This window comes from Novosphingobium sp. ZW T3_23, assembly GCF_044987305.1.
GTDB lineage: Bacteria > Pseudomonadota > Alphaproteobacteria > Sphingomonadales > Sphingomonadaceae > Novosphingobium.
The window spans coordinates 51,723-67,296 of sequence record NZ_JBJDRF010000028.1; the positions used below are offsets into that span (position 1 = coordinate 51,723).

General features: G+C 65.9%; 8 protein-coding genes and 1 pseudogene. 5 read left to right on the plus strand and 4 right to left on the minus strand.

The genetic code is table 11. The features are described 5' to 3' along the window. Positions 1-4 precede the first annotated feature (4 nt). From gltB to ACI3K3_RS15125, 3 genes are all read right to left on the minus strand, one after another. A complete protein-coding gene (gene gltB / locus ACI3K3_RS15115) occupies positions 5-4,642 on the minus strand; it encodes a glutamate synthase large subunit (protein ID WP_404915059.1) in 4,638 nt (1,545 codons plus the stop codon). Positions 4,643-4,893: 251 nt separating this feature from the next. After that, complete coding sequence (locus tag ACI3K3_RS15120; RefSeq protein WP_404915061.1) at positions 4,894-6,666, minus strand: hypothetical protein; 1,773 nt, start codon at positions 6,664-6,666, stop codon at positions 4,894-4,896. A gap of 64 nt (positions 6,667-6,730) precedes the next feature. After that, positions 6,731-7,942: a TIGR04063 family PEP-CTERM/XrtA system glycosyltransferase gene (locus tag ACI3K3_RS15125; protein ID WP_404915063.1), complete on the minus strand. Its 1,212-nt coding sequence runs from the start codon at positions 7,940-7,942 to the stop codon at positions 6,731-6,733. 64 nt (positions 7,943-8,006) lie between these two features. On the opposite strand from ACI3K3_RS15125, the gene ACI3K3_RS15130 reads away from it, so the two are divergent. The 4 genes from ACI3K3_RS15130 to ACI3K3_RS15145 all read left to right on the plus strand — a co-directional run bounded on the left by ACI3K3_RS15130 (position 8,007) and on the right by ACI3K3_RS15145 (position 11,344). After that, complete coding sequence (locus ACI3K3_RS15130) at positions 8,007-8,234, plus strand: hypothetical protein (RefSeq protein WP_404915065.1); 228 nt, start codon at positions 8,007-8,009, stop codon at positions 8,232-8,234. Beyond that, a complete protein-coding gene (locus ACI3K3_RS15135) occupies positions 8,227-9,621 on the plus strand; it encodes a putative O-glycosylation ligase, exosortase A system-associated (protein WP_404915067.1) in 1,395 nt (464 codons plus the stop codon). Before ACI3K3_RS15130 ends, ACI3K3_RS15135 begins: the two co-directional genes overlap by 8 nt. A 169-nt stretch (positions 9,622-9,790) precedes the next feature. Then, entirely contained in the window at positions 9,791-10,486 is a 696-nt protein-coding gene (gene ctrA / locus ACI3K3_RS15140) for a response regulator transcription factor CtrA (RefSeq protein ID WP_021233000.1), read from the plus strand. A 141-nt stretch (positions 10,487-10,627) separates the two neighbouring features. Next, positions 10,628-11,344 (plus strand): tRNA (guanine(46)-N(7))-methyltransferase TrmB, encoded by a 717-nt coding sequence (locus ACI3K3_RS15145; protein ID WP_404915069.1) that lies wholly within the window; start codon positions 10,628-10,630, stop codon positions 11,342-11,344. 220 nt (positions 11,345-11,564) lie between these two features. Here ACI3K3_RS15145 and ACI3K3_RS15150 read toward each other — a convergent pair whose 3' ends face one another. Next, a complete protein-coding gene (locus tag ACI3K3_RS15150; protein WP_404915071.1) occupies positions 11,565-13,826 on the minus strand; it encodes an NADP-dependent malic enzyme in 2,262 nt (753 codons plus the stop codon). A gap of 150 nt (positions 13,827-13,976) precedes the next feature. Here ACI3K3_RS15150 and ACI3K3_RS15155 point away from each other — a divergent pair. Beyond that, positions 13,977-15,574 (plus strand): annotated as a pseudogene (locus ACI3K3_RS15155) (DNA mismatch repair protein MutS); the annotation flags it as partial.

The window sequence follows — 15,574 nt, forward strand, 5'->3', positions numbered from 1 at the left end:
GATCTTATTCTGCTGCGACCGAAGCGGCTTCGAGGCGTTCAGCCTCCTGCTGGCGCAGAGCCTTCGCGTAGTCGCGCGGCATCACCTTGACGAACTTGCCCAGCGCGTTCGACCAGTCGTCGAGCAGTGCGCGGGCCCGCTTCGAGCCGGTGTGCAGGTGGTGGCGTTCGAGCAGGATGCGCAGGCGCTCCGCATCGTGGCGCAGCATGTCGCCCATGCCGAGGTCGCGGACCGAGACGGTACGCTGCTGCGGACGGCCCGTTCCTTCTTCCTCGTCGGCTTCGGCCGAGATGCGGATGAGATCGACCATCGCCGGGTTGACCAGCCTGTCGAACTCGCCGTCCTCGTCGTAGACGTAGGCGATGCCGCCGGACATGCCCGCCGCGAAGTTGCGGCCGGTCTTGCCGAGCACCATCACGACGCCGCCGGTCATGTATTCGCAGCCGTGGTCGCCGCAGCCTTCGACGACCGCGATCGCGCCCGAGTTGCGGACCGCGAAGCGCTCGCCGCCGACACCGTTGAAGAACGCCTCGCCGGAGATCGCGCCGTAGAGCACGGTATTGCCGACGATGATGTTCTTGAGCGGATCGCGGTTCACATGGCCGGGCTGGCGCACGATCACGCGGCCACCCGAAAGCCCCTTGCCGACATAGTCGTTGGCATCGCCGGTCAGGTCGAGCGTGACGCCGTGGGCGAGCCAGGCGGCGAAGCTCTGGCCAGCGACGCCGGTGAGCTTCACGTTGATGGTGTTGTCCGGCAGACCGTCATGGCCGTAGCGACGGGCCACTTCGCCCGAGAGCATCGCGCCGACCGTGCGGTTGACGTTGATGACGCTCTTTTCGATGCGCACCGGCTGGCGGCCCTCCAGCGCATCGGCGGCGCCCGCGATCAGCGCGTTGTCGAGCGCGTTCTCGAGGCCGTGGTCCTGCACTTCGCTCCAGCCCAGCGAGGGGCTGTCGCCCAGCGGGGCCTGGTAGAGAACCTTCGAAAGGTCCACGCCCTTGGCCTTCCAGTGCGAAACGGCCTTCTTCATGTCGAGCTTGTCCACGCGGCCGACCATTTCGGCGATCGTGCGGAAGCCCAGCTGCGCCATGATCGCGCGCAGTTCCTCGGCGACGAAGAAGAAGTAGTTGACCACATGCTCGGGCTGGCCGGTGAAGCGGGCGCGCAGGACGGGGTCCTGGGTGGCGACGCCGACCGGGCAGGTGTTGAGGTGGCACTTGCGCATCATGATGCAGCCCGCCGCGATCAGCGGGGCAGTGGCGAAGCCGAACTCTTCCGCGCCGAGCAGCGCGGCCACGGCCACGTCACGGCCGGTACGCAGGCCACCGTCGGCCTGGACCACCACGCGGCTGCGCAAGTTGTTGAGCAGCAGGGTCTGCTGGGTTTCGGCCAGGCCGATTTCCCAGGGCGAACCCGCGTGCGTCAGCGAAGTAAGCGGCGAAGCGCCGGTGCCGCCTTCGTAGCCCGAGATCGTGATGTGATCCGCGCGCGCCTTGGAGACGCCCGCAGCCACCGTGCCCACGCCCACTTCGGACACCAGCTTCACCGAGACGCGGCTGGTCGGGTTCACGTTCTTGAGATCGTGAATGAGCTGCGCGATGTCTTCGATCGAGTAGATGTCGTGGTGCGGCGGCGGCGAGATCAGGCCGACGCCCGGCGTCGAGTGACGGGTGGCGCCGATGGTCTTGTCCACCTTGTCGCCCGGCAGCTGGCCGCCTTCACCGGGCTTGGCGCCCTGGGCCATCTTGATCTGGATGTCGTCGGCATTGACCAGGTATTCGGTGGTCACGCCGAAGCGGCCGGAAGCGACCTGCTTGATCGACGAACGCATGGAATCGCCGCCCGGCAGGGGCTTGAAGCGCGAGGGATCCTCGCCGCCTTCGCCGGTGTTCGACTTGCCGCCGATGCGGTTCATCGCCATCGCCAGCGTGGTATGCGCCTCCCACGAGATCGAGCCGTAGCTCATCGCGCCGGTGGCGAAGCGCTTCACGATCTCGCTAGCGGGTTCCACCTCGGAGATGTGGATCGCCTGGCTGGGCGCGAATTCCATCAACCCGCGGATGGTGAGCATCCGGGTCGACTGGTCGTTGATGGTGCGGGCGAATTCCTCGTACTTGGCGGGGACATTGCCGCGAACCGCGTGCTGAAGCGCGCCGATGTTCTCGGACGTCCAGGCATGTTCCTCGCCGCGCACGCGCGCGCCGTAGATGCCGCCCACATCGAGCATGTTGGCGTAGATCGGGTTGTCGCCGTAGGCCGCGTTGTGGCGCTGCACGGTTTCCGCCGCGATCTCGGCCAGGCCCGCGCCCTCGATCGAGGTGGCGGTGCCGGTGAAGTACTTGTCCACGAAAGCGGTCGAGAGGCCGACGGCGTCGAAGATCTGGGCGCCGCAATACGACTGGTAGGTCGAGATGCCCATCTTGGACATGACCTTACGGATGCCCTTGCCGATGGCGTAGACGTAGTTCTTCGCCGCCTGCTCCGCCGTCACCGGCAGGTTCTTGCGAACGCGCACGGCCTCGATGGTTTCGAGCGCCAGATAGGGGTTGATCGCTTCCGCGCCGTAGCCGGCGAGAGCGCAGAAGTGATGCACTTCGCGCGCTTCGCCGGTTTCCACGACGAGGCCGGTCTGCATGCGCAGGCCCTGGCGGACGAGGTGGTGGTGGACGGCGGCCGTTGCCAGCAGTGCCGGCATCGGGATGCGGTCCGGGCCCTGGGCGCGGTCGGACAGGACGAGAATGTTCTTGTCCGCCAGCACCGCTTCGGTTGCGGCCCAGCACATTTCCTTGATCGCCATCTCCAGCCCTTCGACGCCCGAAGCGGCGTCCCAGGTCATGTCGATGGTTTCGGTGCGGAAGGCGCCGTCGAGCGCGGCTTCCACCGATCGGATCTTGGCGAGGCCAAGGTCGGTCAGGATCGGCTGGCTGACTTCCAGGCGCTTGTGGCTGCCCGCGTCATGGCCGAGCAGGTTCGGGCGCGGGCCGATCATGGTGACCAGGCTCATCACCAGTTCCTCGCGGATCGGGTCGATCGGCGGGTTGGTGACCTGCGCGAAGTTCTGCTTGAAGTAGTCGTAGAGCAGACGCGCCTTGTTCGACAGCACCGGGATCGGCGTGTCGGTGCCCATCGAACCGAGCGGGTCGTCTGCATTGACGGCCATCGGTTCGAGGAAGCGGCTGACGTCTTCCTGGGTGTAGCCGAAGGCCTGCTGGCGATCGAGCAGGGTGCCGGTCGGCTGGGGCAGCTCGGCCAGTTCGGGCTCGATCACGTCGAGATCGGCCAGCTTGTACTGCGCCTGCTCAAGCCACTTTTCGTAGGGCTCTTCGTTGGCGAGCTGGGTCTTGATCTCTTCGTCTTCGATGATGCGGCCCTGTTCGAAGTCGATCAGGAGCATCTTGCCGGGCTGGAGGCGCCACTTGCGGACGATGTTGTCTTCCTTGATCGGAAGCACGCCCGATTCCGACGCCATGACGCAGATGTCGTCATCGGTGACGAGGAAACGCGCGGGGCGCAGGCCGTTGCGGTCCAGCGTGGCGCCGATCTGGCGGCCATCCGTGAAGGCCACGGCGGCCGGGCCGTCCCAGGGCTCCATCAGGGCGGCGTGGTATTCGTAGAACGCACGGCGTTCCGGCGTCATCAGCGCATTGCCGGCCCAGGCTTCGGGGATGAGCATCATCATCGCGTGGACGAGCGGATAGCCGCCGGCCAGCAGCAGTTCGAGCGCATTGTCGAGGCAGGCGGTGTCCGACTGGCCGTGCGGGATCAGCGGCCACATCTTGTCGAGATCGGCGCCGAGCAGCTCCGATTCCATGGTGCGGCGGCGCGCGTTCATCCAGTTCACGTTGCCGCGAACGGTGTTGATCTCGCCGTTGTGGGCCATGAAGCGGAACGGGTGCGCCAGCTTCCAGCTCGGGAAGGTGTTGGTCGAGAAACGCTGGTGGACGAGGCCGAGCGCCGAGATGAACTCGGGATTGCGCAGGTCGTCGTAAAACGAGCCGACCTGGGTCGCCAGCAACAGGCCCTTGTAGACGATCGTGCGGCTGGAGAAGCTCGGCATGTAAAGCTCGGTCAGGCCGGGCAGGTTGTGCTTTTCGGCCATGGCCGCGAGCGGGTTCTGCGTCTGCTTGCGGATCGCCAGGATCTTGCGCTCGAAAGCGTCCTGATCGGCGCAGTTTTCACCACGGCCGACGAAGCACTGGCGGATCACCGGCATCGATTCGATCACGGTCTTGCCCAGGCCGTCGAGCGTGACGGGAACGTCGCGCCAGCCGATCAGGTGCTGGCCTTCCTTGGCGATGAACTTCTCGAAAGTCTGCGTGATCAGGTCGCGGCTGGCAGCGTCCTGCGGCAGGAAGCACATGGCGACGGCATAGTCGCCTGCCTTGGGCAGTTCCACGCCAGTGGCGGCGGCCCAGCTGCGGAACAGGGTATCGGGAAGCTGCGTCAGGATTCCTGCGCCGTCGCCCAGCAGGGGGTCAGCACCCACCGCACCGCGGTGGTCAATATTTTTAAGGATTTCCAGCGCCTGAGTAATGATAGCATGCGTTTTCTGGCCTTTGATATGGGCTACGAAGCCTACACCACAAGCATCGTGTTCGTTACGCGCATCATAAAGGCCCTGGGGCTTAGGAAATCCCATCGATAAAAACCCATCCTGTCATTTTTTGCCGGGGACCTTGTCGCGCTCCCACGCGCACGAATCGTGCGGCGCCGGCTACGCGTCATGGTGGTCCCTTGCGCCCCCATGACGATTACGGGCCGCTTTTGCAATGGTGAAGGGAAGGGCCCGCGCAAAATTTAGTGCGTGTGCGCAGGAAAAAAGGGAATTTTGTTATGCGAAGATGCGTCTCAGTTGCGTGAAACGCGTTTCGAGGCAGAAAACGGACTGAATCAGGCGGCGCCGCTCATGCGCTGCAAAGTGGCCAGAGCGGTGCGCAGGGCCTTTTCCGTTTCGTCCGGATCCGGGCGGGCAGGCGGATCGAACGGACGGAGTGCGGCGCCTTCCTCGTCCTGCGAAGCGGCGGCGTCGGATGCGAACGCTTCGGCGGCTTCTTCGTCGAAGCGCACGAAGTTCTGGCGCGGCGATGGCCTCGAAAGCTTCAGCAGCGACGAGTAGCCGTTCGCCAGGACGGCTTCCTCCTCTTCGCCTTCGGCCTCGTCGGGCTCGAAATCTCGGGAAAGCGGGTTGAAGGCCGCGTATTTCGCGCTGTCTTCCGGCTCTTCCCCTGCTTCGTCGATTACCGCCGGGAAGGAGTCAGGCGCCAGCGCGATGTGGCGGGGCGGGACATAGCCCGGCAGGGCATCGTCCAGGCTGTCGCCATCGAAGACGTCGAAGCCGACGGGGCGGAGCGCGGCAGGGATGCGCGTGGTGGCGGCGGGAGCGATCTGGCCCTCGGCATCGGGAACGGATCGCAGCGGCGCGGTGAAAGGCGCGACGGAGGCGAGCCGCGGCAGGAGAGCGCCAAGCGGGCGAGAAGCCTCGGCCGTGGTATCGGCAATGTCGTCCGGCCCCACTGCTTCAGGCCACGCTGCTTCAGGGCCTGCTGCTTCAGGAGTTGCGGCCGGCACCACGAAGGAGGGCGTCGATTCGGGTAAGAATGCCTCGGAGCGTCGGCGACGCGCCTGCTCCATCGCCAGGGCAAGACGTTCCAGCAGTTCGATCTGCGAAAGATCGTCTAGCCGGGCACCGGCAATACGCAGTGCCGCCAGCGTGCCGTCCTCTTCCGATGCAATCGGTGCGGGAGCGGGAGTGGATTCCTCGACCTCGGGTTGCCGAGGTTCATCGGCCAGCGCGCGCGAGTAGGTCTCGAACAGACGATTGCTCAGGTCTTCCGGATTGCGATCCTGCGTCGGGGCAGGACGGGCAGGTGCCGCGTCCTCATCCTCGGCAATGGCCCAGCGAGCGGGCGAAAACGTGTGGGCGTCCTGACGGGGGTCCAGCCACTCGGGAATGCGGCCGAACGGGCCGTGATCGTCGTCGAGAGTCGGACGCTCGGCATCGTCGACATTCTCGGCAGCTTTGGGGGGCGACCACTCGGCCTGAAGCGACACGGCGTCGTGCTCGGGCACAAGGGCGCCTTCTTCTTCGCCATCGGGCCCGTTCAGGGTCGGCGCAAGCAAGGCGTGTGAGGCGGGCGGCAGGGCGGGATCGACCAGTCCCGCCGCTTCGACGGCTTCCAGATCGAGGTCGGAGAGGTTGAGGATCGGCGGCTGTTCGGCGTCCGGCTCCTGCACTTCCTGTTCGACCGGCGGCGAGATGTCTTCGGCCACCAGCGAGAAGGCGCGGCGGCGGCGGGGTGCATTCGGCGTGGCCGAAACCGGGGCGGGCTCGGCGGGCGCCTCTGCGTCATCGGCACCCGAGAAAGGCATGCGGGCAGGCGCGTCTTCCGTCTGGGCCACGCGGCGGCCGGCGAGGAGGCCGATCAGTCCGCCCAGTCCGGTGAGCGCCAGCGCGAAGAGGATGCGGGCCGTCGTGCCCAGCGGGGGCGCGGCCATCGGCACCAGCTCGGCGATTCCCGTGGCGGCGACGATCCGTTCTATCAGTGCCGGACTGACGATGATCGAGCCCAGCCCGAACAGGGCGGCAAACCACAGGGCCACGATCGCCGGGAACAGGGGATGGCGGCTGATCGGCTGGGGGTTCCTGTTCTCTGGTTTCGCCACGTTCATTAACCCCGTTCTGAGATCGCAATATGGTTGTTGGCCCGCTCTCGCAGCGGCTTACGGCCTAAAGAGGTGCCACCATTTGGTAAACGTCTTTATAATGGCGAACATTGGCGGCCCAGTTGTGCCGTTTCCGGACATGTTCGCGGCCCGCTTCGCGCAAGGCGTCCCACGATTCCCGCGCTTCCAGCAGATCCGCCAGTGCCCGGGCGCAGGCGGCGGGATCGTCGGGGGCGAAGAGCGTGCCGGTCAGGCCGTGGGTCATGAGTTCGCGGTGGCCGCCCACGTCGCTGGCGGCGACGAGCTTGCCCTGCGCCATGGCCTCCAGCGGCTTGAGCGGGGTCACCAGGTCGGTCAGGCGGCTTTTCTTGCGCGGATAGGCCATGATGTCGGCCAAGGCATAATAGCGCTCCACCTCGTGATGCGGAACGCGGCCGATGAAGCGGATCGCCTCGGCGGCAGGGGATGACTTCGCCTGTTCGCGCAGCGCCGCCTCGCGCGGGCCGCCGCCGACCAGCAGCAGCCGCGCATCGGGCTGGCGTTCCAGCAGCAACGGCATGGCGGCGATCAGGTCGTCGAGCCCCTCGTAGTCGTAGAAACTGCCGATGAAGCCGATCACCGGGCAAGGTTTGCCGTCCTTCTCGAAGCCGAGTTCGCGGGCCAGCCCGGTATCGCGTGGCGCGGGAGCGCCGAACAGATCGAGATCGACGCCGTTCGGCATTCTGGAGATTCTGCCCGCAGGCACGCCGCGCGCGATCAGGTCGTCACGAAGGCCCTCGCAGATCGTCACCACGGCATCGGCGCGCGACACCACGCGATTCTCCAGCGCGCGGGTCAGCCGATACTTCAGCGAACCCTCGGTGCCGGTGCCGTTGCCCACGGCGGCGTCTTCCCAGAAGGCGCGGATTTCGTAGACCAGCGGGATGCCGTGGCGGCGGGCGACGCGCGCGGCTGCCGCGCCGCAGAGCGAAGGGGAGTGCGCATGGAGCACGTCCGGCCGCCATTCGCGGACCACGCGGTCGATCGATTCTGCGAACAGCCCGATCTCGCGCCATTCGCGCAGCCCCACCGGTCCGGCGACGGAACCTGTCGTGCGGTGAAAAGACAGCCCTTCCGCTTCCTCGATCGCCGGGCCCGGAGCCTTGTGGCGGATTCCGGTGATCCCGCGTACTTCGTAGCCCATCGCCTGCTGCGCCTTCAGAATCGCGCGGGTCCGGAAGGTGTAGCCGCTGTGCATCGGCAGCGAATGGTCGAGGACGTGGAGGATGCGAGTCATGAGAGTTTCCTATGTCCGCAAGGCTTAACGCCGCGTCAACTCGGCACTGCTAGGCCCTGCACCGATGGTGGACATCCTTGCCCTTGCCGTAAGCCACGGACTGCTGGCGCTTGCCGCATGGCGGCTGCTGTTCCGCCCGGACCTCGACGTGGAAACCGGGTCGGAGAAGCCTGCCTCCGGGGTGGGGGCGTCCCCGCGTGCATCCCGCGTTGCGAGGCCGATCCGGCGCGAGATGCGCTGGCCGTCCGGCAAGGTGCAGGAACAGGGTGAGGGTGGGGCTGAGGATGCTTGACCTTGCGCTCACCGGCTTTGTGGTCTGCTTCCTGCTGGCGGGCTTCCGGCGCCCGTTCCTTTGGGTGCTGTGCTATCTCTATGTAGACATCGTCAGCCCGCAGATCATTTCGTGGGGTATCCTGGCCCGCCTGCCGATCTCGCTCATGGCCTTCGCCGCCGCTTTCCTCGGCTGGCTGGCCTTCGACGACAAGCGCGATTCGCGTTTTACGCTGCGGCAGGGCATTCTCGTGCTGCTGCTGCTCTACTGCGGCTTCACCACCTGGACCGCCGCCTACCCGGCCGCGGCGGCGGAAAAGTGGGCATGGGTGTGGAAGGCGCTGGTCTTCGCGATCTTCCTGCCGTTCACCCTGCGCACGCGGCTGAGGATCGAAGCGGCGGCGCTGGTGATGGTGCTGGCGGCCAGTGCACTCATCATCGACGGCGGCCTCAAGACCGTGGGCGGCGGCGGGGGCTACGGCACGCTGCGGATCTTCGTGGAGAACAACACGGGGCTCTACGAAGGCTCGATTCTCTCGGCAGTGGCGATCTCTATCATTCCCATCGCGCTCTGGCTGGTCCGGCATGGCACGGTGTTTCCGGCCGATTGGCGGGTCACTCTGTTCGCGGCCGGGCTGATCTTCGCCTGCGCGCTGATCCCGGTGGGGACGCAGGCGCGCACGGGGCTGGTGTGCCTGGGCGTGCTTTGCCTGTTCTATCTCAGGACGGTGCGCCACAAGGTGCTGATCGCCGGAGGCATGGTGCTGGCGCTCATGGTCGCCGTGCCGTTCCTGCCCCCCGCATTCCTGGCGCGCATGGGCACTATAGAGAATCACGAGGCGGACCAGTCCGCCGGTACCAGGCTGGGCGTGTGGAAGTGGACCTGGGACTACGTGAAGGACCATCCCCTGGGCGGCGGCTTCGTGGTCAATCTGGCGAGTCGCGTCGAGTACGATACGGTGATGCGCAAGACCGTGGACGGCAGCACCACGATCAGCCGCGAACACATCGTCGAAGAAGGCCGGGCCTTCCATTCGAGCTATTTCGAGATGCTGGGCGAGCAAGGCATTCCCGGATTCGCACTGTGGATATTGCTCCAGCTTACCGGGCTGTTGCAGATGGAGCAGATCCGTCGTCGCTGGAAGCGGCGCACCGGAGCGGACGAGGCCTGGGTGGCGCCGCTGGCGATCGCGCTTCAGCTTGCCCAGGTGGTCTATCTGATCGGTTCGCTGTTCGTGGGCATCGCTTTCCAACCCTTCATCCTCATGCTGATCGGGCTGCAATGCGGGCTCTGGAGCTATCTCAAGCGGATCGAAACCGCTTCCCAGTCCGCCCTGCCGTCATCCTCGGATCGCCGGGCGGCGGCGGGCGGGATCGGCGTTAAGATCGGCCCCGAAGCCGGGGCTTGAGAAGTTTTAATCCTAACGCCCGCAGAAAACGTAGGGCCCTGAAAAGCCCGGAGCATCCCTGTTTACGGCAAATTAACCTTTAACCTTCATTGCTCCTATGGTTAATACACGGAAATATCCGTTCCGGCTGGGGATTTGAGCCGAGACGGGGGGCGAAAGGGAATTTTCGATGCGAGTGCTGCTGATCGAGGATGAACCGACTACTGCGCGGGCCATCGAACTCATGCTGACCGCCGAAGGCTTCAACGTCTACTCCACCGACCTAGGTGAAGAAGGCCTCGATCTCGGCAAGCTCTACGATTACGACATCATTCTGCTCGACCTCAACCTGCCCGACATGCACGGGTACGACGTGCTGAAGAAGCTGCGCGTGGCCAAGGTGCAGACGCCGGTGCTGATCCTCTCGGGTATCTCCGAAATGGATTCGAAGGTCCGCTCGTTCGGCTTCGGCGCCGACGATTATGTGACCAAGCCGTTCCACCGCGAGGAGCTGATTGCGCGTATCCACGCCGTCGTCCGCCGCTCGAAGGGCCATTCGCAGTCGGTCATCCGCACCGGCAAGCTGGTGGTCAACCTCGACGCCAAGACCGTCGAGGTCGATAGCGCCCGCGTGCACCTGACCGGCAAGGAATATGCGATGCTGGAGCTGCTCTCGCTCCGCAAGGGCACCACGCTGACCAAGGAAATGTTCCTCAACCACCTCTACGGCGGCATGGACGAACCGGAACTGAAGATCATCGACGTCTTCATCTGCAAGCTGCGCAAGAAGCTGGCCCACGCCTGCGGCGGCGCCAACTACATCGAGACCGTCTGGGGCCGCGGCTACGTGCTGCGCGATCCGGACGAGCTTCAGGAAGTCGCCTGAACCCTACCCCTTGCGCCTCGATTGAGGTGTGAAGCAACGGCCTGCCCCCGGGGGTGGGCCGTTTCGCTTGGGGCGCCGGTTTCGTTTTTGATGATCGGGCGACGTTGACCTCGTCCCGCAACGGTGTCAGGGGCCCGCGCCATGACCGCTCACAAATCCGGCGATCCGACCACGCTGAACCGCCTCTACGGCCGCGCCAAGGGCAAGCCCCTGCGCGCGGGCCAGCAGGGGCTGGTCGACAACCTGCTGCCGCGAATCGCGGTTCCCCTCGAAGGCCCGGTCACGTCCGAGCTGCTGTTCGGCGACGATCGCCCGATGCATTTCGAGATCGGCTTCGGCGGGGGCGAGCACATGGCGGGCCGGGCCGACATGCTGCCCAACCACGGCTTCATCGGAGCCGAGCCGTTCATCAACGGCGTCGCCCAGGCGCTGACCCATGTCACGGGGGACAACGGGGCCGGCACGCCGCTGGGCAACGTGCGCATCCATCACGGCGACGCGCTGGAAGTGCTCTCGCGCATTCCCGACGGCTCGCTTTCGTTCCTCTACCTGCTGCACCCGGACCCCTGGCCCAAGGCGCGCCACGCCAAGCGGCGCATGATGAACGACGGCCCGGTGGACATGTTCGCGGCGAAGCTGAAGCCCGGCGGAGAGTTCCGCTTCGGCACCGATCACGCCGTCTACGTGCGCCATGCGCTGATGGTGATGCAGCGCCACACCGACCAGTTCGAGTGGCTTTGCGAGAAGCCGCAGGACTTCCAGGTACGCCCCGGCGGCTGGCCGGAAACGCGCTACGAAAACAAGGCGCGCACCGTTTATGGGCATGAGGTCTGGTATTTCCGCTATCGGCGGAAGTGATCCGGCAATGACGTCGTCCCGGACTTGATCCGGGACCGCTGGCCGTGAACGACCCACCCATCGGCTGGGCCGCAGTGGGCGCTCTTCTGCCAGCATACGCCTAAAGATTTGCCAGCGGTCCCGGATCAAGTCCGGGACGACGGTCTTTCTACACGCGGTCTTTCTACGATGGCATGTCCGAAAAGGGGCGCCCCGGTTGACCGGAGCGCCCCTTTTTCAATTACCCGGCAATCCCGGCCGCCGCCAGCACGGCCAGCGTCAGCACGTCCGGCGCGAGCGCAGTCATCGGTACGATCTGCACCGGCTTCTCCGCGCCCAGCAACATCGGCCCGATCGAGGTCGTGCCGCCGATCTCCTTGAGCAGCTTGGCCGAGATGTTGGCCGACTGAAGCCCCGGCATGATCAGCACGTTCGCCGGAGCCGACAGGCGGCTGAACGGGTAGAGCTTCATGATCTTCGGGTTCAGCGCGGCATCGGGGGCCATTTCGCCCTCGTACTCGAAGTCCACCTGCTGCTCGTCGAGGATGCGGATCGCCTCGCGGGTCTGCTCCAGCCACTTGCCCGACGGATTGCCGAAGGTGGAGTAGCTGAGGAAGGCCACGCGCGGTTCATGGCCCAGGCGGCGGGCGACGGCGGCGGTTTCCTTGGCGATCACCGCAAGCTGCTCGGCGGTGGGGCGCTCGTTGATCGTGGTGTCGGCCATGAACACCGTGTGGTTCTTGCCCACCAGGAGGTGAATGCCGAAAGCGAGCTTGCCCTCGGCCGGGTCGAGCACGCGGCGCACTTCCTTGATGGACTGCGCGAAGGGACGGGTCATGCCGGTCACCATCGCATCGCCCACGCCCAGCTTGAGCAGGCCGGAGGCGAAGATGTTGCGATCGGTATTGACCATGCGCTGCACGTCGCGCTGGAGGAAGCCACGGCGCTTGAGGCGCTCGTAAAGCATCTCCACCATCGGCGCGACGTGATCGGAGACCATCGAATTCTCGATGTGATAGCTCTCGGGATCGGCAACGCCGAGTTCCGCCATCTTGTCGAGAATGACCTGGGTGCGGCCGACCAGAATGGGTTCGCCGTAGCCGAAGTCGCGGTACTGGATCGCGGCGCGCAGCACCACTTCGTTGTCCGCTTCCGCGAAGATCATGCGCTTGGGATTGGCACGGACCTGTTCGTAGACGCGGGTGAGCACCGAGGTGGTGGGGTTGAGGCGGGCCTTGAGCTGGTCGCGGTAGGCTTCGAAGTCCTCGATCGGACGCTTGGCGACGCCGGAATCCATCGCTGCCTTGGCGACGGCCATGGAGACGACTTCCATCAGGCGCGGATCGAACGGCGCCGGGATGATGTAGTCGCGGCCGAACTGCTGCGATTCGCCGTAGGCGGCGGCGACGTCCTCGTGGACCTGCTCGCGCGCCAGTTCGGCAATGGCCTTGGCGGCGGCGATCTTCATCTCTTCGTTGATCGCGGTGGCGTTTACGTCCAGCGCGCCGCGGAAGATGAAGGGGAAGCCCAGCACGTTGTTGACCTGGTTCGGATAGTCCGAACGGCCGGTGGCGACGATGGCGTCGGGACGCACGGCCTTGGCCTCGGGCGGGGTGATTTCCGGGTCCGGGTTGGCCATGGCGAAGATGATCGGCTGGGGCGCCATGGTCTTGACCATCTCGGGCGTGATCGCGCCCTTGGCCGAGAGGCCGAGAACGACGTCGGCACCGACGAGGGCTTCGGCCAGCGTGCGCCTATCGGTCTTGACCGCGTGGGCCGACTTGAACTGGTCCACCCGCTCGCGGCCCGGATAGATCACGCCCTTGGTATCGCAGACCAGCACGTTCTCGTGGGTTACGCCCATCGACTTGATCAGCGCGGTACAGGCCAGCGCCGAGGCGCCGGCGCCGTTCACCACCACCTTGATCTCGTCCAGCTTGCGGCCGGTGATCAGGCAGGCGTTGATCAGGCCGGCGGCGGCGATGATCGCGGTGCCGTGCTGGTCGTCATGCATGACCGGGATGTTCATCCGCTCGCGCAGGGCCTGCTCGATGATGAAGCACTCGGGCGCCTTGATATCCTCAAGGTTGATGCCGCCGAAGCTGGGCTCCATCATGGCGATGGCCTCGATCAGCGCGTCGGTGTCCTCGCTGGCCAGTTCGATGTCGATGGAATCGACGTCGGCAAAGCGCTTGAACAGCACCGCCTTGCCTTCCATCACCGGCTTCGAGGCGAGGGCGCCGAGGTTGCCCATGCCGAGGATCGCGGTGCCGTTTGAGATCACCGCGACGAGGTTGCCCTTGGCGGTGTAGTCATAGGCCGTGGCGGGATCGTCGGCGATCGCCTGGACCGGAACCGCGACGCCTGGCGAATAGGCAAGGCTGAGGTCGCGTTGCGTGGCCATGGGCTTTGACGCAATGATCTCGATCTTACCGGGGCGGATCGTGTTGTGATAGAACAGCGCTTCGCGCTCGGTGAACTGGATCTTCGACTTTTCGGACAAGCGATTTCTCCCGATTTGGGAGTGGCCCTAACGAATGTTCACGCCACGCGATAGGGGAAAGGCACCGTGTCCGCGCTTCCCTAAAAGGGGGCGGCGGCGCTAACGCTCGATGCCATGAGCGGACAATCTGACAAGGCGGGCGTGACCCCGATGATGGCCCAGTACCTTGCCCTGCGCGAGGTGGCCGGGGACTGCCTGTTGTTCTACCGGATGGGCGACTTCTTCGAGTTGTTCTTCGAGGATGCGAAAATCGCAAGCCAGGTGCTCGATATTGCACTCACCACGCGCGGCGAACATGGCGGCCAGCCGATCCCGATGTGCGGGGTGCCGGTCCATGCGGCGGAGGGCTATCTGGCCCGCCTGATCAAGGCCGGTTGCCGCGTGGCCATCGCCGAGCAGACCGAGACTCCTGCGCAGGCCAAGGAGCGCGCCAGAAAGGAAGGCCGGGCTTCCAAGTCACTGGTGGCGCGCGATATCGTGCGCTTCGTCACAGCAGGCACGCTCACCGAGGAATCGCTGCTGGAGCCGCGCCGCGCCAATGTGCTGGCGGCGGCCTGCGATCTGCGCGGCACGCTTGGCATTGCCGCCTGCGACATCTCCACCGGCCGCATGGTGCTGGAAGAGTGTCCGCCGGAGCGGCTGGGAGCAGCGCTGGCGCGGCTGGGCGCGAGCGAGCTGGTCGTGCCGGAAGGCTGGGAACTGGCGCCCGATGGTGCGATCCCGCGTTCCGCGCATGAGTTCTCCTCCGATGGCGGCGATGAGCGATTGAAGCTCGTCCACGGCGTGGCGACGCTCGACGGCTTCGGCACGTTCACGCGCGCCATGCTGGCGGCGGCGGGCGGCCTGATCGCCTATCTCGACCATGTCGGGCGCGGCAAGCTGCCGCTGCTGCTGCCGCCCGAGGCGCGCAGCAGCGATGCGGCGTTGGCGATGGACGAGGCGACCCGCGCCAGCCTGGAAATTCTCGAATCGTCAACTGGCGGGCGCAAGGGCAGTCTGGTCGAGGCGATCGACCGCTGCGTCACCGGCGCCGGCGCGCGCCAGCTTGCGGAAGACCTCTCCGCGCCGCTGATGGACCGCCACGCCATTGCCGAGCGGCTGGAACTGGTGGAATGGCTCCACGACGATGCCCTGCTGCGCGAAGACATGCGCGCGGCGCTGCGGGCGCTACCGGATGTGGGCCGCGCGCTGGGCCGCGTGGTGGCGGGGCGGGGTTCTCCGCGCGACCTGGGCCAGCTTCGCGACGGTCTTTCCGGGGCGCGGCGGATCGGTGAGCGGCTGGTCCAGATGGACGGGCTGCCGGTGCTGCTGGACCGTCTGATGCCTCACCTCGGCGGCCATGCGGCGCTGACCGATCATTTCGCGCAGGCGCTGGTGGAGAGCCCGCCGACCGAGCGCGGGCAGGGCGGCTATATCGCCGGGGGCTACGATGCCGCACTCGACGAACTGCGCGTCACTTCTGGCAATGCCCGCCGCGCGATCGCGGCGCTGGAGGCCAGGTACCGCGAGGAAACCGGCGTCGCCGCGCTGAAGATCAAGCACAACAATGTGCTCGGCTACTTCATCGAAGTGCCGCAGCGCCATGCCGACAAGTTGCTGGAGCCGGACAGCGGCTTCTCGCACCGCCAGACCATGGCAGGAGCCATGCGCTTCAACGCGCTCGCCCTGCACGAGGAGGCGAGTCGCATCACCGAGGCGGGCGCCCATGCGCTCGCTGCCGAGGAAGCGCATTTCGAGGAACTGGTGGC